This is a genomic window from Candidatus Eisenbacteria bacterium, assembly GCA_013140805.1.
In the GTDB taxonomy this organism is placed as follows: Bacteria; Eisenbacteria; RBG-16-71-46; order RBG-16-71-46; family RBG-16-71-46; genus JABFRW01.
In genome coordinates this window covers 1-17052 of the sequence record JABFRW010000065.1, presented here as the reverse complement: position 1 = coordinate 17052, position 17052 = coordinate 1, and the positions used below count along the sequence as shown (strand labels likewise).

Below are 17052 nucleotides of genomic sequence, written 5' to 3'. Positions count from 1 at the left end.
GGTCACGGTCGAGCGCGGTGCCGCGCGCGTGCAGCGTCTCGACACCGGCGGTCAGCCGCTGAGTGCGTGGCCGGTGCCGCTGGGGCGCGGGACACTCGGAGTCTCGGTGGCAGTCGACGACTCGGGTCGCGTCGCAGTGGCCGACGAACGGGGCGGGCGCCTGTGGCTGTGGTCGGCGAATGGCGAACCGCTGCTCGAGTTGACGGGACTCGCGCACCCGCGCGCCATCGCGTTCGCGTCCGACGGCGATCTGGTGGTGGCCGAGTCGGCGCCGGCGCGGGTGCGTCGCGTGCGTCCCGAGCGTGCGGTCGAGGGGGCCAGGGGCGCGGAGCACTGAGTGAGCGTGCGCGCGCTTGGAAGTCTCGGACTCGCGATTGCGCTCGGATGGGCGGTGCCCGCGCGCGCGGCGATCGAAGTTCCGGATCCCGCATGCGGGACCTGGCCGGTCGTGGTGCGCGGTGGTGCGGTGATCTATCCGCTGCCGGTCACGTTCCTGCGCGCCGGCACCGAACGCGTGCGGGTGCGCGATCGCGAGCTGATGCGCGATCGAGACTTCGTCATCGATCGCACGCGCGGAGTGCTGCGCCTGCTGGTCGCTCCGGTCGCGGGCGAGACCCTGTGGGTCTCGGCGTGCCGGCTGCTCGATCCGCCGATGCTCGAGCGGCGGCGCTATGAATACCGTCGCTCGATCGCACCCGACCGTGCGGCCGGCGACACCGCGCGCGGTCCACTCGCCGCGACACCGCGCCCGGTGACGTCGCGGATCCCTTCCGAGGCGCCACTCGGGAGTGAGCTGACGCTGGCCGGAAGCAAGACGCTGGCGGTCGAGTTCGGTTCCAATCAGGATGCGTTTCTCAAGCAGTCGCTCGACCTCACGGTCTCGGGCACGCTGGCGCCCGGCGTCGAGGTGTCCGGCATTCTCACCGATCGCAGCGCCGCACTGGGGGCCGGCGGCGCGAGCGAGGAGCTGCGCTCGCTCGATCGACTGTTGCTCAAGGTGCGTTCGCCGGGCGCCGAGGCCGAGCTCGGCGACATCACGGTGCGCGTGGAACGCGGTCCCTTCCTGCGCATGGAGCGCCGCCTGCAGGGTGTCTCGGGCCGCGTCCAACGCGGCGGCCTCGAGGGCAGTCTGGCGGCCGCGAGCGCCGAGGGGGAGTACCGACGGGTCGAGTTCTTCGGCATCGAGGGCCGGCAGGGACCGTACGTGCTCACCAATGCGAGCGGCGAAGCGGCGATCGGCATCGTGACCGGCAGTGAGGCCGTGACTCTCGACGGCGAGCGGCTGACCCGCGGCGAGAGCGCCGACTATTCGATCGACTACGAACGCGGCGAGATCACCTTCACGAACCATCGGCCGGTGTCCTCGTCGAGCCGCGTCAGTGTCGAGTACCAGTTCGACCTCGATCGCTTCCGGCGCAACGTGACCGTGGCGTCGAGCGGATGGGCGACCGGACCGTGGCGTCTGGGCGCGAGCTACGCGAGTGAGGGCGACGACCGCGGGCGCCCGATCGCCGGCGCCCTGGCGGTCGAAGATCGGCTGGTGTTGTCGGGTGCCGGCGACTCGGTCGAGCGCGCGATCGGCTCGGGTGTGACCGCAGGTGGCGGCGACTACGACCTGGTTCAATCGCCCGGCGGACCCTACTACGCGTTCGTTGCGCCCGATTCGGGTGACTTCGACGTGCGGTTCGTGTTCGTCGGTTCGGGGCGTGGGGACTACCTCGATTCGGCGAGCGTGGCGGGGCGCACGACATTTCGTTACGCCGGGGCTGCCGCGGGAACTCATGCGATCGGTCGTTCGCTGCCGCTGCCGACCACGCATCACGTGATGTCGCTCGGGGGCGGCTATCAGCGAGGTGCCGTGACTCTGGCGATCGACGGCGCGCTCTCGGAGCTCGATCGCAACTCGTTCTCGAGTCTCGACGATCGCGACAATGCGGGCGGTGCGCTCGAGGGGCGCATGAACTACGAGCGCCATTCGGCCACGCGCCTCTCGGGTGCCGGCTTTGGCGCACGCATCCGCGCGGTGGAGCGACGCTTCGCGCCGTTCGATCGCCTCGAGCGGGCCTACGCCGAAGAAGGCTGGGGCGTGCCGGTCGGCGACGACCTCGATCACCAGCGCACCGCGGAAGTGTCGGGCTTCGTGCGAGACCCGCGCGCCGGAGAATGGCGGGCGAGTGTGTCGGGACTGCGCACGCCCAATCGCTACTCCGCGGTGCGTCACGCCCTGAGCTGGTCGCGCAGCGGAGCGTTGAACGCGCGCGCGTTGTGGGATCGCGCCGAGGGCCGCGCCGAGGACCGTACCTTCGAGCGTGGCGGGCGCGATCTGAGATCCGCTGACCTCTCGCTGGTCAGCCGGTGGCTCGAGCCCGCGGTCCGGGTGCTGTGGGACGAGCGCCGCAGCCCCTCCGACTCGACCGAGAACGCGGCGCGCTCGCGCGAGCTGGCGGGCGAGCTCAAAGCGCCCTCGCGCTTCGCGTGGCGCGCACGGCTCGCCGGCAGCATTCGTCGCGAGGCTTACGTCCAGGCGGCCACCTTCGACGACCGCACCGAAGCACGCACGCTCGGCGCGCGTCTCGAGTCGGCCCCGGCGCCGATCACGCTGGCGCTCGAAGGCCAGCGTCGCGACTACCGCACGCTCGCGAGCGGAGAACGGGTGCGATCGGATCTTGCGAGCCTGCTGCTGCGCGGCACGCGCCCGACCGCCGGGCTCTCCGGCCAGGCGGGTGTCGAAGTGACGAGCGAAGGTCAGAGCGTGCGCTTGCGCCAGGTGCAGTTCGTGGGAGCAGGCAACGGCGCCTACGACAGCCTCGGAAACCTGGTAGGTGCCGGCAGCTACGATCTGGTGCTGGTGACCGGTGCCGAACTCGAGCGGGTGGGGCGCGCGGCCACCAGCGCGCGGCTCGCGTGGCAGGCTCCGAGTGACCGATTCGCCGGTTCGCGGCTCGAGCTGGTGTTCGAGAGCGAGGCGCGCCGCCGCGGCACGTTGAACGTGCTCGATCTCGCAGTTCCGCCGCGCCGCGCGCTCGGCGACGCCGATCTGGTGCGCGGCGCGATCACGCAACGTCTCGAGTTCGAGGGAGCTCCGTCCTCGCCGCGCGCGGCGGTGCGCGTGCGGCTCGAGCGGCGCGTGAGCGCGGACCGGAGCTTCGACAACTTCGCCCAGACCCGAGACGACCGCAGTGCCAGCGCGCGATGGCGCGGTCGTCCGGGAGCCGCGTGGACCGCCGAACTCGAGGGGCGAGCCGTCCGCCAGGCCGCTTCGCAGGCGTTCGCCGGGGCGGCGCCGTTTCGGCGCACGCTCGAGGAGATCGGCTTGACGACCCAGCTCGCATTCAGCAGCAGCACGCGGCTGCGTGCGGTCGGCGTCGGAGACCTCGCATGGACGCGCTCCGCGGGTGCGACCGAGCGGACGCGCGTGGTGCGCGTGGGCCCGGATCTCGGGCTCGCGGTGGGGCGTGCGGGGCGCGTCGACGTCTCCGCGCGGCGCGCGTTCTTCTCGGGACCGGCACCACTCTCGCTGGTGCCGAGCATCGATCCTGCAGGACCGCCGCGCTGGGATGCGACGCTCCGCGTCGACTATCGAGTACTCGAAAGCAGCACGGTCGGAATCAGCTGGGCGCTGCAGGATCGGCCGGGCCGCGACCTGCTCCAGACCGGCCGCGCGGAAGTGAGGGCTTACTTTTGAGCCCGTCTCGAGCGTCTCGGAGGTTGCATGCACGCGTCGCCCTGCGCAGCCTGGTCGGCGCCGTGGTGCTGGTCGTCGTCGCGCTTCAGCCGCCGCGCCCCGCCGATGCGGCGCGGGTGCCGGTCGAGGTGCGGGGCGCTTCGATCGCGTCGCGTCGCATCGAGGCGCTGTTCGAACGGGCCCCTGGCGCGACCGATTCAAGCACCGTGGTGCTGGGCCTCGCGCGTCTCGTTCACGAGCTTCAGGAGTCCGGATGGCTCGACGCACGTGCGCGCGCGGTGGCGCGCGACAGCGCGTCGGGGAGTCCTTCCGCGGCATGGCGGATCGAGGTCGCCGAGGGGCGGCGCACGAGGCTCGCGAGGGTCACGCTCGAGACCTCGAGCCGCGAAGATTCGATCGCGTTCGCCGCTGCGCTCGACCTTGTCACCGGAAGCTGGGCCGCACCGGGCGCCATCGGAGCGGCGCTCGATCGCGCGCTCGATCGCGTGGTCGAACAGGGCTTTCCCTACGCCGAACTGTCGATCACCTCGTTCGAGTGGGACAGCATCGGCGCAAGCCTGAGGCTCAGCGCGGCGCGTGGCCCCGCGGTGACGATCGAACGGGTGCGCGTGGACGGGTTGCGCGCGACTCGTCCCGCGTTCGCGCGTCGGCTGGTGGGCGCACTCGAAGGCGCGCCCTATCGACCGAGCCGTGCTCGTATCGGGCGCGACCGATTGGCGCGCTCGGGTCTGTTCCGCACCGTCGAGTGGGCGGGACTCGAGGGGCGCGGCGACTTCACGCGTGCCGATCTGGTGTACAAAGTCGAGGAGCCGCGCTACTCGGCGGCCGAGGCGGCACTCGGCATTCAGGGCGAAGGCCGGCTCGTGGGCCTCGCCGATCTCAAGCTCGACAACCTCGCCGGCACCGGACGCGCGCTGCGGCTCGCATGGCGGTCGGACGGACCCGGACTGCAGCGCTTCCATGCGCGCTACGCGGAGCCACTGCTGTTCGGAGGACCGCTGGCGCTCGAGGGCGCGGTGACGCACGACTTGCAGGACACGCTCTTCACGCGCACCGACGCGGGCCTTCGACTCACCTTCGGCCTCGAAGCGCGAAGGCGGCTCGAACTCGAGCTGCAGGATCAGCGCGTGGTCTCGCGACTCGGCGCCGTGCGCTCGGTCGAGGCCGCGCTGACCGGTTTCGCGATCGAGAGCGACGTGCGGGACGATCTGGTCGAGCCGCGACGCGGGATCCGCGGACGCATCGAGGGCTCGCAGACGTTTCAGCGCGAGCGACTGGTCGACGGCACGCGTCGCAAGACCACGCTCGCGACCGCGCGCGCGCTGCTCGAGTGGCACCGTCCGCTGCGCCCGCGCTCGCGGGCCGGGCTCGCCCTCGAGTTGCTCGGCTCCGGCCGCTTCAGCGCCCGCGATCAGCTCGAGCTGCACGATCGCTTCCCGCTCGGTGGGGCGTCCTCGCTGCGCGGCTTCGACGAGCAGCAGCTCCGGGTCGATCGCTACGCGCTCTCGCGTCTCGAATGGCGCCTGTTCGGCAGCCGTCGAGGCGAACGCATCGCGCTGTTCTGGGATCACGCGTTCACCGGCACGCGATTGCCGCTCGCCACGGGCGGCACGCGCGTGGCGACACGTTCCTTCGACGGTGTAGGGTTCGGCCTCCGGCTCCCGGCCGCGGCCGGTGTGGTCGGACTCGACTTCGGTCTCGAACCCGGACGTCCGCTGCTCGAGGGCCGGCTCCACCTGCAACTCACCTCACTCTTCTAAAGGGAGCCGCTCGCCGTGTCGCTCGAGGCCCAGGTGGACGCGTCGTTCGCACCCGGCGGAGCGCTCGCCGATCGCTGGACTCGCTACGAGGTGCGCCCCTCGCAGCGCGAGCTCGCGATCGACGTCGCGCGCACACTCGAGCGCGGCGGGGTGCGGCTCGCGGAGGCACCGACCGGGGTCGGCAAGTCGCTGGCCTACCTGATCCCCGCCGTGTACGCCGCCGCCGCGGGGCGGCGCGTGGTGGTCGCGACCTGCACGCGCTCGCTCCAGGACCAGCTGTTCGAGCGCGACCTGCCGGCGGTGCTCCAAGTGCTGGATCTCGACGTGCCGTGCGCGCGCCTCAAGGGCAAGCAGAACTATCTGTGCGGGTCGGCGCTCGACGGGCTCGCCGCGCGTGACGACGATGAGCGCGAGACCGTCGAGGCGCTGAGACACTGGGCGAGCACCGAGTCCTCCGGCGACCTCGATCTGTTCCCGGCCCCCGACGCCGAACTCTTCCGACGCCTGCGTCCGCGAGTCGCGACCGATCCGGTCGGCTGCTCGGGGCTCGGCTGCCGCCGCGGCCGCGAGTGTCACTGGGTGCGCGCGCGGCGGCGGGCCGTCGAGGCGCGACTCCTGATCGTCAACCACGCGTTGCTCGCGCTCTCGGGTGACGCCGAGGGGCTGCTGCCCGAGTTCGACGCGCTGATCGTCGACGAGGCCCATCGACTCGAAGGCGTACTGCTGGCGCAGCTCGAACGTGGCGTCTCGCGCCATCGCATCGAGGATGCGCTGCGACTGGTCGGAGCGGGTCGTCGCGGTGGCGAGGCCGAGGAACCGGAGTCCGACGCGAGGTCGAACGGCCGCGGCGGGCTTGCCGCGCGACTGAGACGCCGCGAGCTGCCGTTGTTCGATGCCGACGCGCGCCAGCGGCTGGCTGAAGTGATCGAGGGACTGGTGCGACGCGTGACCGAAACGCGCGCCGATGCCGAGCGCTTCTTCGCCGCCATCGAGCCGGCCGGCGAACGGGACTCCCTCTACGGTTCGCGTGCGCGCTACCGTTCCGCGAGCGAGTTGCTGGGCGCCGACCTGGAGCCGCTCGAACGGCTGCACGCGCATGCGGGCGGCTTCTCGCGCACGGTGCGATCGCTGGCGGCCGAGATCGCGACGCGACCGGGAGAGGGTGCGGAGCGCACACGCTCCGAAGCGCTGGTCGCGGACCTCGAGCACACCGGGGCGGTGTGGGATGCGCTCGCGCATGATCTGCTGGTGCTCGGCGAGGCGTCGGAGCCGGGCTGGGTGCACTGGCGAACCTCGGGCGGACGCGGCGTCGAGCTGCGCGGCTGTCCGGTCGAAGTCGGCGGCCATGCACGCCGGCTGGTGATCGGCCGCGCACCGGCGGTGGTACTGACCTCGGCGACGCTCACCAGCGCCGGAGACTTTCGCTTCATCGCCGAACGCCTCGGGCTCGGGGAGTCGCACGGGGTGCCGTACGAATCCGTCAGCTACGAATCGCCGTTCGCGCTCGGCGAGCAGATGCGCAGCTTCGTCTCCGAGTCGAATCTCGCGGACGAGGCCGAAAGCGTGGCGCGGGTGGTGGCGGCGCTGGCGCGTGCGACCGGCCGGAATCAACTGGTGCTCTTCACCGCGCACGAGCGGCTGCGCCGTGCGCGTGAGTGGTTGCGAACGCATCTGGACGACCCGTCGCGACTCATTGCGCAGGTGTGGGACGGCCCCGCGACACTGGTGAGCGAACGATTCCGCGCCGCCAGCGGCGCGGTCTTGCTCGGCGTCCAAAGCCTGTGGGAAGGTGTCGACTTTCCGGGCGAATCGCTCGAGGTTCTGGTGGTCGCGCGGCTGCCGTTCTCGGTCCCGGACGATCCGCGCGTCGAAGCGCGCGGGGAGGCGGTGGCGGCACGCGGGCTCGATCCGTTTCGACACGACGCGGTGCCCGAGGCGGTGTTGAGATTTCGGCAGGGCGTGGGGCGGCTGATTCGGCGACGCGACGATCGCGGCGTGCTGGTGGTGTGCGATCCGCGCATCGTGCGGGCGTCCTACCGGCGTCCGTTTCTCGACGCGCTGCCCGGCATGCCGGAAGTGCACGGCGACGTCGATGCGCTCGCCGCGGCGGCCGCGCGGTTCCTCGACGCGGTGCCGCGCGAGCGGACCGAGCTGGCTCCGAACGGGACGCGCCACGAGGGCGCGTCGTGAGAGAACTCGAAAGGGAGGGCGTGTGATCGAACTCGGCAGCCGTCCGCTGACGATCGACGATGTGGTTCGGGTGGCGCGCGAGGGCGAGAAGGCGACGCTCGGGGCCGCGGCGCGCGGACGAATGCGCGAGAGTCGCGCGGTGGTCGAGCGGGCGGTCCAGTCGGGCCGCGTGATCTACGGCGTCACCACCGGCTTCGGCGAACTCAAGAACCGCACGATCCCGCCCGAGCAGGTGCGTGATCTGCAGCTCAACCTGCTGCGTTCCCATCGCGCCGGAGTCGGACGCTACGCCCCGACCGACGTGGTGCGAGCCATGATGCTGTTGCGCGCGGCGTCGCTCGCGCGCGGGGCATCGGGCTGCCGGCCCGAGATCGTCGAGGGCTTGCTCGCACTGCTGGAAGCCGACGTCACCCCGGTGGTTCCTGTCCAGGGATCGGTCGGTGCTTCGGGCGATCTGGCGCCGCTCGCGCATCTGGCGAGCGTGCTGATCGGCGAGGGCGAAGCGTGGCTCGGACTCGGGATCAAGCCGGATGCGCCGCGGTTGCCGGCGGCACTCGCGCTTCGAAACGCCGGGCTCCAGCCGCTCACGCTCGAGGCCAAGGAAGGGCTCGCCCTCATCAACGGCACCCAGTTTTCGACCGCATTCGCGCTGCTCGGCGCCGCCGATGCGCGCGCGGTGTGGGAGGCGGGCGTGGCGGCGGCGGCGCTCTCGACCGAAGTGCTCATGGGTTCGTTCCGGCCGGCTCGTGAGGCCGTGCAGCGACTGCGTCCGTATCGGGGCGCGCTCGAGACCGCGCGACGCCTGCGGGCCTACGCCGAAGACAGTGCGATCGTGGCCTCGCACGAGAACTGCGGGCGCGTGCAGGACGCTTACAGTCTGCGCTGCGTGCCGCAGGTCATGGGCGCCTCCTACGACGCCCTGCTGCACGTCGAACAGCAGCTCGAGATCGAGATCGAGTCGGTCAACGACAATCCGCTGGTGTTCCCCGAGAGCGACGAGGTGATCTCGGCCGGACTGTTCCACGCTCAGCCGATCGGGCTGGCCGCCGACTATCTCAAGATCGCGGTGGCCGAGATCGCGTCGCTCTCGGAGCGTCGCATCGACCGGCTGGTGGACGCGAGGGTCTCGGAGCTGCCGGCGGTGCTCGCGAACGAGCCGGGCCTCGAGTCGGGCTACATGCTGGCGCAGTACACCGCGGCTGCACTGGTATCCGAGAACAAGGTGCTGTGCCATCCGGCGAGCGTGGATTCGATTCCGACCGGCGGCGGCATCGAGGATCACGTGAGCATGGCGCCGATCGCAGCGCGGCATCTGCGGCAGGTGGTCGACAACGCCGCGCGCGTGATCGCGCTCGAACTGCTGTGCGGGTGTCGCGCGCTCGAGTTTCGCCGTCCGCTCGCGGCCGGGCTCGGCTCCGAGCGGCTGTACGGCACGGTACGGCGACTGGTGCCGGCTCCCGAGGGCGATCGGCCGCTGTCGGAACCGTGCGAGACGATCGCGCGCTGGGTGCTGTCGCGGCAGCCGCAGAAGCTCGCCGAAGAGGTGCTCGCGTCATGAGCCCGACCTCGACCGCGCGCGTGGTGCGCGCCCCGCGCGGGCGCACGCTCTCGTGTCGAGGCTGGGTCCAGGAAGCCGCACTTCGGATGCTCATGAACAATCTCGACCCCGAGGTCGCCGAGAGGCCCGACGATCTGGTGGTCTACGGCGGCACCGGTCGCGCGGCCCGCAGCTGGGAGGCGTTCGATCGCATTGTTGCGGCACTGCGGTCGCTGGCCGACGACGAGACGCTGCTGGTTCAGTCGGGCAAGCCGGTCGGAGTGTTTCGTACCCACGCCGATGCACCGCGCGTTCTGATCGCGAACTCGAATCTGGTCGGGCGCTGGGCGACCTGGGAACACTTCCGCGAGCTCGAGGCGCGCGGGCTCATGATGTTCGGGCAGATGACCGCGGGCTCGTGGATCTACATCGGCTCGCAGGGCATCGTTCAGGGTACGTTCGAGACCTTCGCCGAGATCGCCGATCGCCACTTCGGCGGCACGCTGGCCGGCCGCCTGGTGCTGACCGCAGGACTCGGCGGCATGGGAGGGGCTCAACCGCTGGCGGTCACCATGAACGGTGGCGTGTGCCTGGCGGTCGAGGTCGATCCCGCGCGCGCGGCGCGGCGCGTCGAGACACGCTACTGCGATCGCGTGTCGCATTCACTCGATGAAGCGCTGGCGTGGTGTCAGGAGGCGGTCGCCGCGCGGCGACCGCTCAGCGTGGGGCTGGTCGGCAACGCGGCGGAGATCCATCCGCGACTGCTGGAACGCGGCGTGATTCCCGACGTCGCCACCGACCAGACGTCGGCGCACGACCCGCTGGTCGGCTATGTGCCGGCGGGGCTCGATCTCGCGCGCGCCGAGGCGCTGCGCACCGCCGCTCCGGACGACTACGTCGCGCGCGCACGCGCCTCCATGGTGACGCACGTCAAGGCGCTGCTCGGCATGAAGGCGCGCGGTTCGCGTGTGTTCGACTACGGCAACAATCTGCGCGGCGAAGCCGAGCGCGGTGGCCTGCCGCACGATCAGGCATTCGGATATCCGGGTTTCGTGGTCGAGTACATCCGACCCTTGTTCTGCGTCGGCAAGGGGCCGTTCCGCTGGGCCGCGCTGTCGGGCGAGGCGTCCGACATCGCCGCGACTGACGCCGCGGCCCTCGACGAGTTTCCGAACGACGCGCGATTGCATCGCTGGATCCCACTGGCTCAGAAGCACGTGAGCTTCCAGGGCTTACCGGCGCGCATCTGCTGGCTCGGTTACGGCGAGCGGCACCGGCTGGGGCTGCGTTTCAATCGCATGGTGAGAGACGGCGTGCTCAAGGCGCCGATCGTGATCGGGCGCGATCATCTCGACACCGGCTCGGTTGCTTCGCCCTACCGCGAGACCGAGGCCATGAAAGACGGCACCGACGCAGTGGCCGACTGGCCGCTGCTCAATGCGATGCTCAACGTGGCCTCGGGCGCATCGTGGGTGAGCATCCATCACGGCGGCGGCGTCGGAATCGGTAACTCGATCCACTCGGGGCAGGTGATCGTGTGCGACGGCAGCCTCGAGGCCGACGCGCGACTCGAACGCGTGCTCACCAACGACCCCGGCACCGGGGTGATGCGTCACGCGGACGCCGGATACCCGGAAGCGATCCAGCACGCCCTCCAGACCGGCATGAAGCTGCCGGGTATCGCGCCGCCGGAATGAGTACCGATCCGCGCGACAAGGCGGTAGCCGGCCGCACGGCGTACGCGATCCTGCACAACACCTCCGAGGTCGTGACGCCCGACCGCGAAGGACGCGGCATCCTGCGGGTGCCAAAGGGTGCCGTGGTGTTCCGAGACGGCAAGGTGCTCGAAATCGGCCCGGCCGCCGAGCTGCATCGTCGGCATGGCGAGGCGCGGCCGCTGAATGCGAACGGAAAACTCGTTACGCCGGGACTCGTCGACTGCCACACTCACATGATCTTCGCGGGCGAACGATCCGCCGAGTTCCAGCGCCGCCTGGCGGGCGAGAGCTACGCCGCGATCGCGGCCGCTGGAGGCGGAATTCGCTCCACGGTGGCCGTGACCGCGACCGAGCGTGCCGACACGCTCGAAAAGACGCTCGCGGCGCGGCTCGAGAGGTGGCGGGCCGCGGGTTGCACCACGGTCGAGGTGAAGAGCGGCTACGGCCTTACTCCCGAGCGCGAGATCCGTCTGCTCGAGCTGATGCGCGGTGCGGTGCAGCGCGTCCCCGCCCGCGTCCAGCGCACCGCCCTGCTGCTGCACGCGCTGCCCGCCGATCACACCGGCGATCGCGAGTCGTACGTGCGCACCATGGCGGATCACGTGCTGCCGGAAATCCTGCGGCGCGAACTCGCGAGTGCCGTCGACGTGTTCTGCGATCCGGTCGCGTTCACGGTCGACGAATGCCGACGGGTGCTCACCGCGGCCAAACAGGCGGGGCTCGGGATCAAGCTGCACGCCGAGCAGTTCGAGCGCAGCGGCGGCGTGGGACTGGCCGCCGAGCTCGGTGCGCTCTCGGCGGATCACCTCGAGGCTGCGAGCGAGGAAGACTGGCGAACCCTCGAAGCGGCCAATGTGACCGGCGTGCTGCTGCCGGTCGCGGCACTCACGCTGCGCCAGCATCTGCCGGAAGCGGCGATGCTGCGCCGCGCGGGGGCACGGGTCGCAATCGCCACCGACTTCAACCCCGGCACCTCACCGGCGATGTCGCTGCTCGAGTGCGTGACGCTCGCCGCGCGTCAGTGCGGCTTCACCGCCGAGGAATGCCTGATGGCGGTGACCTGGAACGCGGCGCGGGCACTCGGACTCGAAGCGCTGGTCGGCCATCTCGAGCCGGGCGCCTCGGGCGATGCGGTGGTGTGGGAGTGCGAGCGTCTCGAAGAGCTGCCCTACTGGATGCCGGCGGTACGCCCCGACACGATCTTCATTCGCGGCGCCGATCTGGCGTTTCCGAGTCTCGAGCGGCGGGTGTGGCCCTAGGCGCGTCGGCGGAATCGCGCGGTGCTGCACGCACCACGAGCGCCAGCGTCGGCGAGCTCCAGCTCAGCTCCAGTTGCCCGTCGTCGAGCAGCGCCGACACGTTGCGAACGAAGGAGCGCGGGTAGTTCGCTCCGTTGAACCGTTCGGGTGGCGGCGCGATTGGAACCAGCAGCGCATCGATGCCGGCACGGTCGAGTGCGGCCGCGAAGGCGACGGGGTCGGTGGCGCGAAACGGCTCGATGGGTCGTCGCTCCTGCCCCCATGGAATCGGCCATGTGGCTGCGCGGCCCGTGTAGTAAGCGGTGTCGTAGGTCCAGAGGCTCAAGAGCTTGGCGTGTTCCGAGGTGTGCTGCTTCACCGCCTCGTACGCCGCGGCGAGATGCGCCGGCAGGTCGAGCGGTCGCCGGTACTCGGGCAGGCGCGCCACGTGAATGGCCGCCACGATCCACACGCCGACCTGGACCCATCGCCCGGCGCGGACCGGCCACCCGTTCAGGATGCCGGCGCTCACGGCGACGGCGAGCAGCGGCACCAGCACCAGCACGTGGCGGGGATCGTGGATCGGAAACAGCGGTGCGATTGCGATCGCGCCGGCGAGGCCGATCACCAGTGCGGTCACGTGATCCACTCGGCGCCTCCGAATCGCCAGCCCGAGTGCCAGCACCGCGGCGCCGAGCAGCCACGGTCCGAGGCCATCGGCGACGCGCGTGAAGTAGCGAGCAGTCGAGCCGCCGAAGGTTTCGAGTGTCAATGCCCACAGCTCCCGATCGCGGTCGGGGGCTCCGAGCGGGTAGAGCGCACTTCCGAACTCGCGCAGATTGCGCAGCCAGTAAGGTGCGCCGATGCCGATCGCGATCGCCGCGGCGATCAGCCAGCGTCGTGCCGGGCCCGAATGTCGGCGCCAGGCCAGCACGCCCGCGGTTGCAAGCGCGAGCGGGATCGCGGCCGCACCCGCAGGTTTGGCGAGCGTCATGAGCCCCGCCACCACACCGAGCCCGATGGCATCGGCGATGCGCGAGGTTCGCGTGAGGCGCAATGCCAGCAGTCCGGCGGCCAGCACCAGCGTCGCGAACAGCAGCTCTCCGTACAGGCGGACCGCGTGGAGCGCGAGCCAGTGATTGGAGAGGCACAGCAGCACGGCCGTCCGCCGCGCCGGACGCGGCAGTCCCGAGCCCAGCCCCACCCACAGCGTGACCAGCAACACCGCCCACAACCCGACGTTCAGCTCGCGCAGGGCCGGTGCCCCGAATGCCGAGATCGTGACGGCACCGAAGACGTGGAAGAGCGGCGGGTAGTAAGTGAAGAGTCCGCCGTAGAACTCGGGCAACGTGCGGGGCAGCTGATGCGTGGCGGCGAGGAGGCTGGACAGGCGCGCGTGAAAGCACTCGTCGGTGAACCAGCGTGCGGTCGACGCCTGCTGCGCGAGTCGCGTCAGAGCGACTGCGAGGAGCAATGCGGTGGCGAGGTCGAGCGCGAGCGAAAACCGGTCGGGCCGCGGGTCGGTCGCGGGCTCGGCGCTCATGGTGTGGCCTCGATCTCGAACGTTCCGAGCGTCAAGACATCATCCGTCCGTCCCGGCGTCGGCTGATCCAGCCGCGCGATCGTGGCTTCGCGCCCGCGTCGCCAGCCGACCTGCATCGCGAGCGTGTAGCGGCCCGGACGCAAGACGTCGGGGAGCACGAGTCGATACCACTCGCGGATCACGCGGTCCTCAGGCCAGGCCGTCGGCGGCGCGACGAGATAACCGAGGTGGTGAATCTGCTGGTGAACGATCGCGCCGTCGGCATCGAGCAGCTGCCAGCGCACCAGTACCGACTCCTTCAGAGGCGCGATGCGCCGCCAATCGGTCGAGAACTCGAGCGTACCGCCGGCGCGTGAGCGATCATTCCAGAGCCGTGAATCGCACAGCGTGAGGCGCTGCTCGAAGCTCGCTCGTACCGTGGCCGCGGAATCCGAGAGCGGGAGAATGGTCACGAGTGGCAGCGGCGTGGCGTCTTGTAGAAACAGCAGCTGATCGTTCGCGGTGTCGACCGGGAGCAACCCGTTGAGTGCGAGGAGCCGGGCGAGTCGGACCGAACTCGAATCGTCGAGAAACGGAGTGAGTCGCGGGCTCGCGAGATCGGCCACGAGCGCCACGATGCCGACGGGTTGCGGGTAGGCGCGAGTCGAATAGGTGAAGCGGCCGCCGACGACGTGATGGAGCGAGTGAAGCGAGTCGCGGCGCGCCAGGCGCGCAAGGTACTCGAACCCGGCGACCACCGGCGCGTCGGGCGGAATGCGCGCCAGCATGCGCGCACGGTGGAGGACGAGCGCGCGGTCGAGTGGCTGCGGCTCGACCCGCTCGATCGGGCCGCGGGAGAGAAGGATCCGGCGGCCCGCCACCGGGCCGAACAGGAGCTGGGAGAGCAGCGTGGTGGCGAGCGCGACTCCGAGCAGTGCGGCCGCGCGATCGCGCGCCAGCGCGCCGTCGCGCATCGAGAGTCGGCGCAACCCGAGAACCGTGGCCACGAACACCGCGGGGATCATGAGTGCTGTGTACTGGAAGACGATCGAGTGCTGCTGTCCGCGCGACGAAAGCAGATGCTCGGCAAGCGTCGGCACCGCCACCAGCAGCGCCGGCCCGCCGGCGAGCGGCAGGAACGCGACCGGCAGCATCAGGTGCAGCAGGAACTCGAGCTTGGAACGCGAATCGAACGGATCGCCGGGGGTCGAGATCAGAGCACTCAGCGCTCGCAGTGGCTGTCGCACGATCGAGCCGGCGATGTCCCATGCCGAGTTTCCCCACGCGGCGTACATGCGCCCGTACTCGGCTTCGCCCGAACTCAAGTGTGGCTTGAGCCACAGGAACGACACCGCGAGAGACGCCACTGCGAGAGCGGCGAGGCCGGCGCCCGTGCGACGCGCGCGCCCGCGGGTCGCGAGCACGGCGTACGCGGCCATCGCGAGCACCACCAGCGCGACGTCCTCGCGGGCGAGGAGCGAGACGGCCGACCATGCGAGGCAGGCGCGAGGACGCTGCGTGCGCAGTGCGAGAAACGCGGCGAGCAGCGGCGCGACCGCGAGCGACTCGGGGTGAAACTCGAAGAGCGAAACGTAACCGAGTGCCGGGTAGGCCAGGTAGAGCGCGGCCACGTACAGCGCCAGGCGCTCGTCGCCGAGCTCGCGGCGCGCCAGCGCGTAGCACGGGATCGCGCCGAGCGCGAGTGCCAGGCTCTGAACCGTCAGCAGCGTGAGAGGACTCGGGAACAGGGCGTGGAGCGGCGCGAGGAGGAACAGATTGAGCGAGCTGTGGTCCCCGAGCCAGTTCATGCCGCGAATCGAGTTGAAGAGCGTGCCGTGCAGCAGTCGGTCGACCGCCTGAGTGAAGATGCCCAGGTCCACGTCGTCGTAGAGGAAGTAGCGAAACTTTCGGGCGCAGAGCCACACGCTCCATGTGCTCCAGGCCGCGATCATCGCGGCGAGTGCCAAACGCGGGCCTCCGCCACGCATTGCGCGCGGATCGATTGCTCCCGAGGTCGCGGTTGTGGTCATGGGAGGCTCGTCGCCCGGGGCCCGAGTTCGATCCACACCGCGCGCAGGCCTTCGGAGGTGAGCCAGTGGCGAACCTCGCGCGTGCTCCAGCCCGGATGCTCGGCCGCGAGCTGCGGTCGTGCGACGATTTCGCCCCAGCCCGGCCAGGAACGCGCGGAGTCCGGAAACACCACGAGCACGTGACGGAATTCGAGCCGATCACGGCAGGCGTTCACGTCGTTCGGCGTGAGTGCCAGATGAACGATCGGACGGTCCGCATACCACGCGAGGGTCGAACCCAGATTGCTCATCACGGGTTCCTCGGCCGGAACTTCGCGCACGATGCGATCCGCGAGTTGATTCAGCGTTGCGACGCCGGGCAACGCGCGGGTGGCCGCGACTTCGCGCGCCTCCAGGTTGCCGCGACGGGTTTGCTGAACGCCCCACGCCAGTGCCGTCACCGCGATGGCCGCATGGATCAGTCGCCGCGCCGACGCGCGAAGCATCGCATCGGGAATCCGCGCGATCAGCGCGAACAGCGCGAGCAGGCCCGCCGCCTCGAGCGGCACCCGCATCGGAAACAGGTAGCGAAGCCACGACGCGCCGAGTGCCGCGACGACGAGGCTCAGGGCGGTGGCTGCGGCGATCGCGATCGCCGTGATGCGAAGTCGTGGCGCGCCTCGCCCGAATGCGATCCACACCAGCAGCGCGCCGACCGGCACCGCACGCCACCCCGTCACCAGAGACGGTCCAACGCTCGCGACATTCCGGCTCAGCTTCTCGATCAGCAGCGGCAGAGAGGCGGAGAGCGACGGCAGCTCCGGCATCTGCGGCAGGTGCGTGAGCGTGAGCCAGTTGCGGCCACCGACACCATCCCAGAGTCCGAGTGCCGACAGGTCCCACGCCGGACTTCCGAAGCTCATCGCTTTATGGAGCCACCACGGGGCGAGCAGCAACCCATAGCCGGACAGGACCCGCACGAACGGCCACCGCCTGCGCCCGGGTGTCGCCGAAGCGGCGGCGGCGATCGCGAACAGCGGTGCGAACCAAAGCATGTTGCCGCGGAACAGGCCCGTGACTCCGAGCAGCAGGCCGAATGCGAGCGGTCGGTGTGCGGCCCAGCCGGTCGCGAGCGCACCGCACGCGATCACGAGCCCGAGTGTGAAGGGTGCTTCGGTCAGGCCACCGATCGCCAGGTGCTGGGCCTCGGGGTCGAGCACGAATGCGAGGCCCAGAGTCGTCGAGGCGACGCCTCGCGGCCACGCGCCGAGCCCGGGCGCGAACTCTCGCAGCACCCGGTAGGCGAGCCACGACAGCAGCCATGCGAGTGCGAGAAAGCACGCCAGCGGAAGCGCCAGCATCAGCCACTCGCGCCGATCGGGCCGCTCGAGTC

At 70.7% G+C, this 17052-nt stretch carries 10 protein-coding genes; 7 read left to right on the top strand and 3 right to left on the bottom strand.

All coding sequences use genetic code 11. The features are described 5' to 3' along the window. The 7 genes from HOP12_05925 to HOP12_05895 all read left to right on the top strand — a co-directional run. Positions 1–337: hypothetical protein (locus HOP12_05925; GenBank protein ID NOT33695.1), on the top strand; the 337-nt coding region annotated here is incomplete at its 5' end. Next, on the top strand, positions 338–3685 hold the full coding sequence (locus HOP12_05920) for a hypothetical protein (protein NOT33694.1): 3348 nt from the start codon (positions 338–340) through the stop codon (positions 3683–3685). 23 nt (positions 3686–3708) lie between these two features. Further along, positions 3709–5445, top strand: coding sequence for a BamA/TamA family outer membrane protein (locus HOP12_05915; protein ID NOT33693.1), 1737 nt, complete (start codon positions 3709–3711; stop codon positions 5443–5445). Positions 5446–5460: 15 nt separating this feature from the next. Next, the gene (locus HOP12_05910) at positions 5461–7635 is read left to right on the top strand and encodes a DEAD/DEAH box helicase (GenBank protein NOT33692.1); all 2175 of its coding nucleotides are present in this window, start codon (positions 5461–5463) and stop codon (positions 7633–7635) included. Beyond that, positions 7538–9193 carry a histidine ammonia-lyase gene (hutH, locus tag HOP12_05905; protein ID NOT33691.1) on the top strand — a complete coding sequence of 552 codons (1656 nt, stop codon included), beginning with the start codon at positions 7538–7540 and terminating at the stop codon, positions 9191–9193. Before HOP12_05910 ends, hutH begins: the two co-directional genes overlap by 98 nt. Further along, entirely contained in the window at positions 9190–10869 is a 1680-nt protein-coding gene (gene hutU, locus HOP12_05900; protein ID NOT33690.1) for a urocanate hydratase, read from the top strand. Before hutH ends, hutU begins: the two co-directional genes overlap by 4 nt. After that, the gene (locus HOP12_05895; GenBank protein ID NOT33689.1) at positions 10866–12149 is read left to right on the top strand and encodes an imidazolonepropionase; all 1284 of its coding nucleotides are present in this window, start codon (positions 10866–10868) and stop codon (positions 12147–12149) included. The genes hutU and HOP12_05895 overlap by 4 nt, the downstream gene beginning before the upstream one ends. Here the strand turns inward: HOP12_05895 and HOP12_05890 are convergent. The 3 genes from HOP12_05890 to HOP12_05880 form a co-directional block, all read right to left on the bottom strand. Beyond that, positions 12094–13671 carry a hypothetical protein gene (locus HOP12_05890; GenBank protein NOT33688.1) on the bottom strand — a complete coding sequence of 526 codons (1578 nt, stop codon included), beginning with the start codon at positions 13669–13671 and terminating at the stop codon, positions 12094–12096. The two genes, HOP12_05895 and HOP12_05890, sit on opposite strands and share 56 nt — an antisense overlap. Next, positions 13668–15680 carry a DUF2079 domain-containing protein gene (locus HOP12_05885; GenBank protein ID NOT33687.1) on the bottom strand — a complete coding sequence of 671 codons (2013 nt, stop codon included), beginning with the start codon at positions 15678–15680 and terminating at the stop codon, positions 13668–13670. The genes HOP12_05890 and HOP12_05885 overlap by 4 nt, the downstream gene beginning before the upstream one ends. Next, a partial coding sequence (locus tag HOP12_05880) for a hypothetical protein (GenBank protein NOT33686.1) occupies positions 15677–17052 on the bottom strand: 1376 nt, incomplete at its 5' end. The genes HOP12_05885 and HOP12_05880, both read right to left, overlap by 4 nt.

Excerpts from the sequence above, each read along its gene's own strand:
- hutU (NOT33690.1), top strand. The coding sequence starts at position 9,190 with ATGAGCCCGACCTCGACCGCGCGCGTGGTGCGCGCCCCGCGCGGGCGC.
- hutH (NOT33691.1), top strand. The coding sequence starts at position 7,538 with ATGCGCTCGCCGCGGCGGCCGCGCGGTTCCTCGACGCGGTGCCGCGCG.
- HOP12_05890 (NOT33688.1), bottom strand. The coding sequence starts at position 13,671 with ATGAGCGCCGAGCCCGCGACCGACCCGCGGCCCGACCGGTTTTCGCTC.
- HOP12_05885 (NOT33687.1), bottom strand. The coding sequence starts at position 15,680 with ATGACCACAACCGCGACCTCGGGAGCAATCGATCCGCGCGCAATGCGT.
- HOP12_05895 (NOT33689.1), top strand. The coding sequence starts at position 10,866 with ATGAGTACCGATCCGCGCGACAAGGCGGTAGCCGGCCGCACGGCGTAC.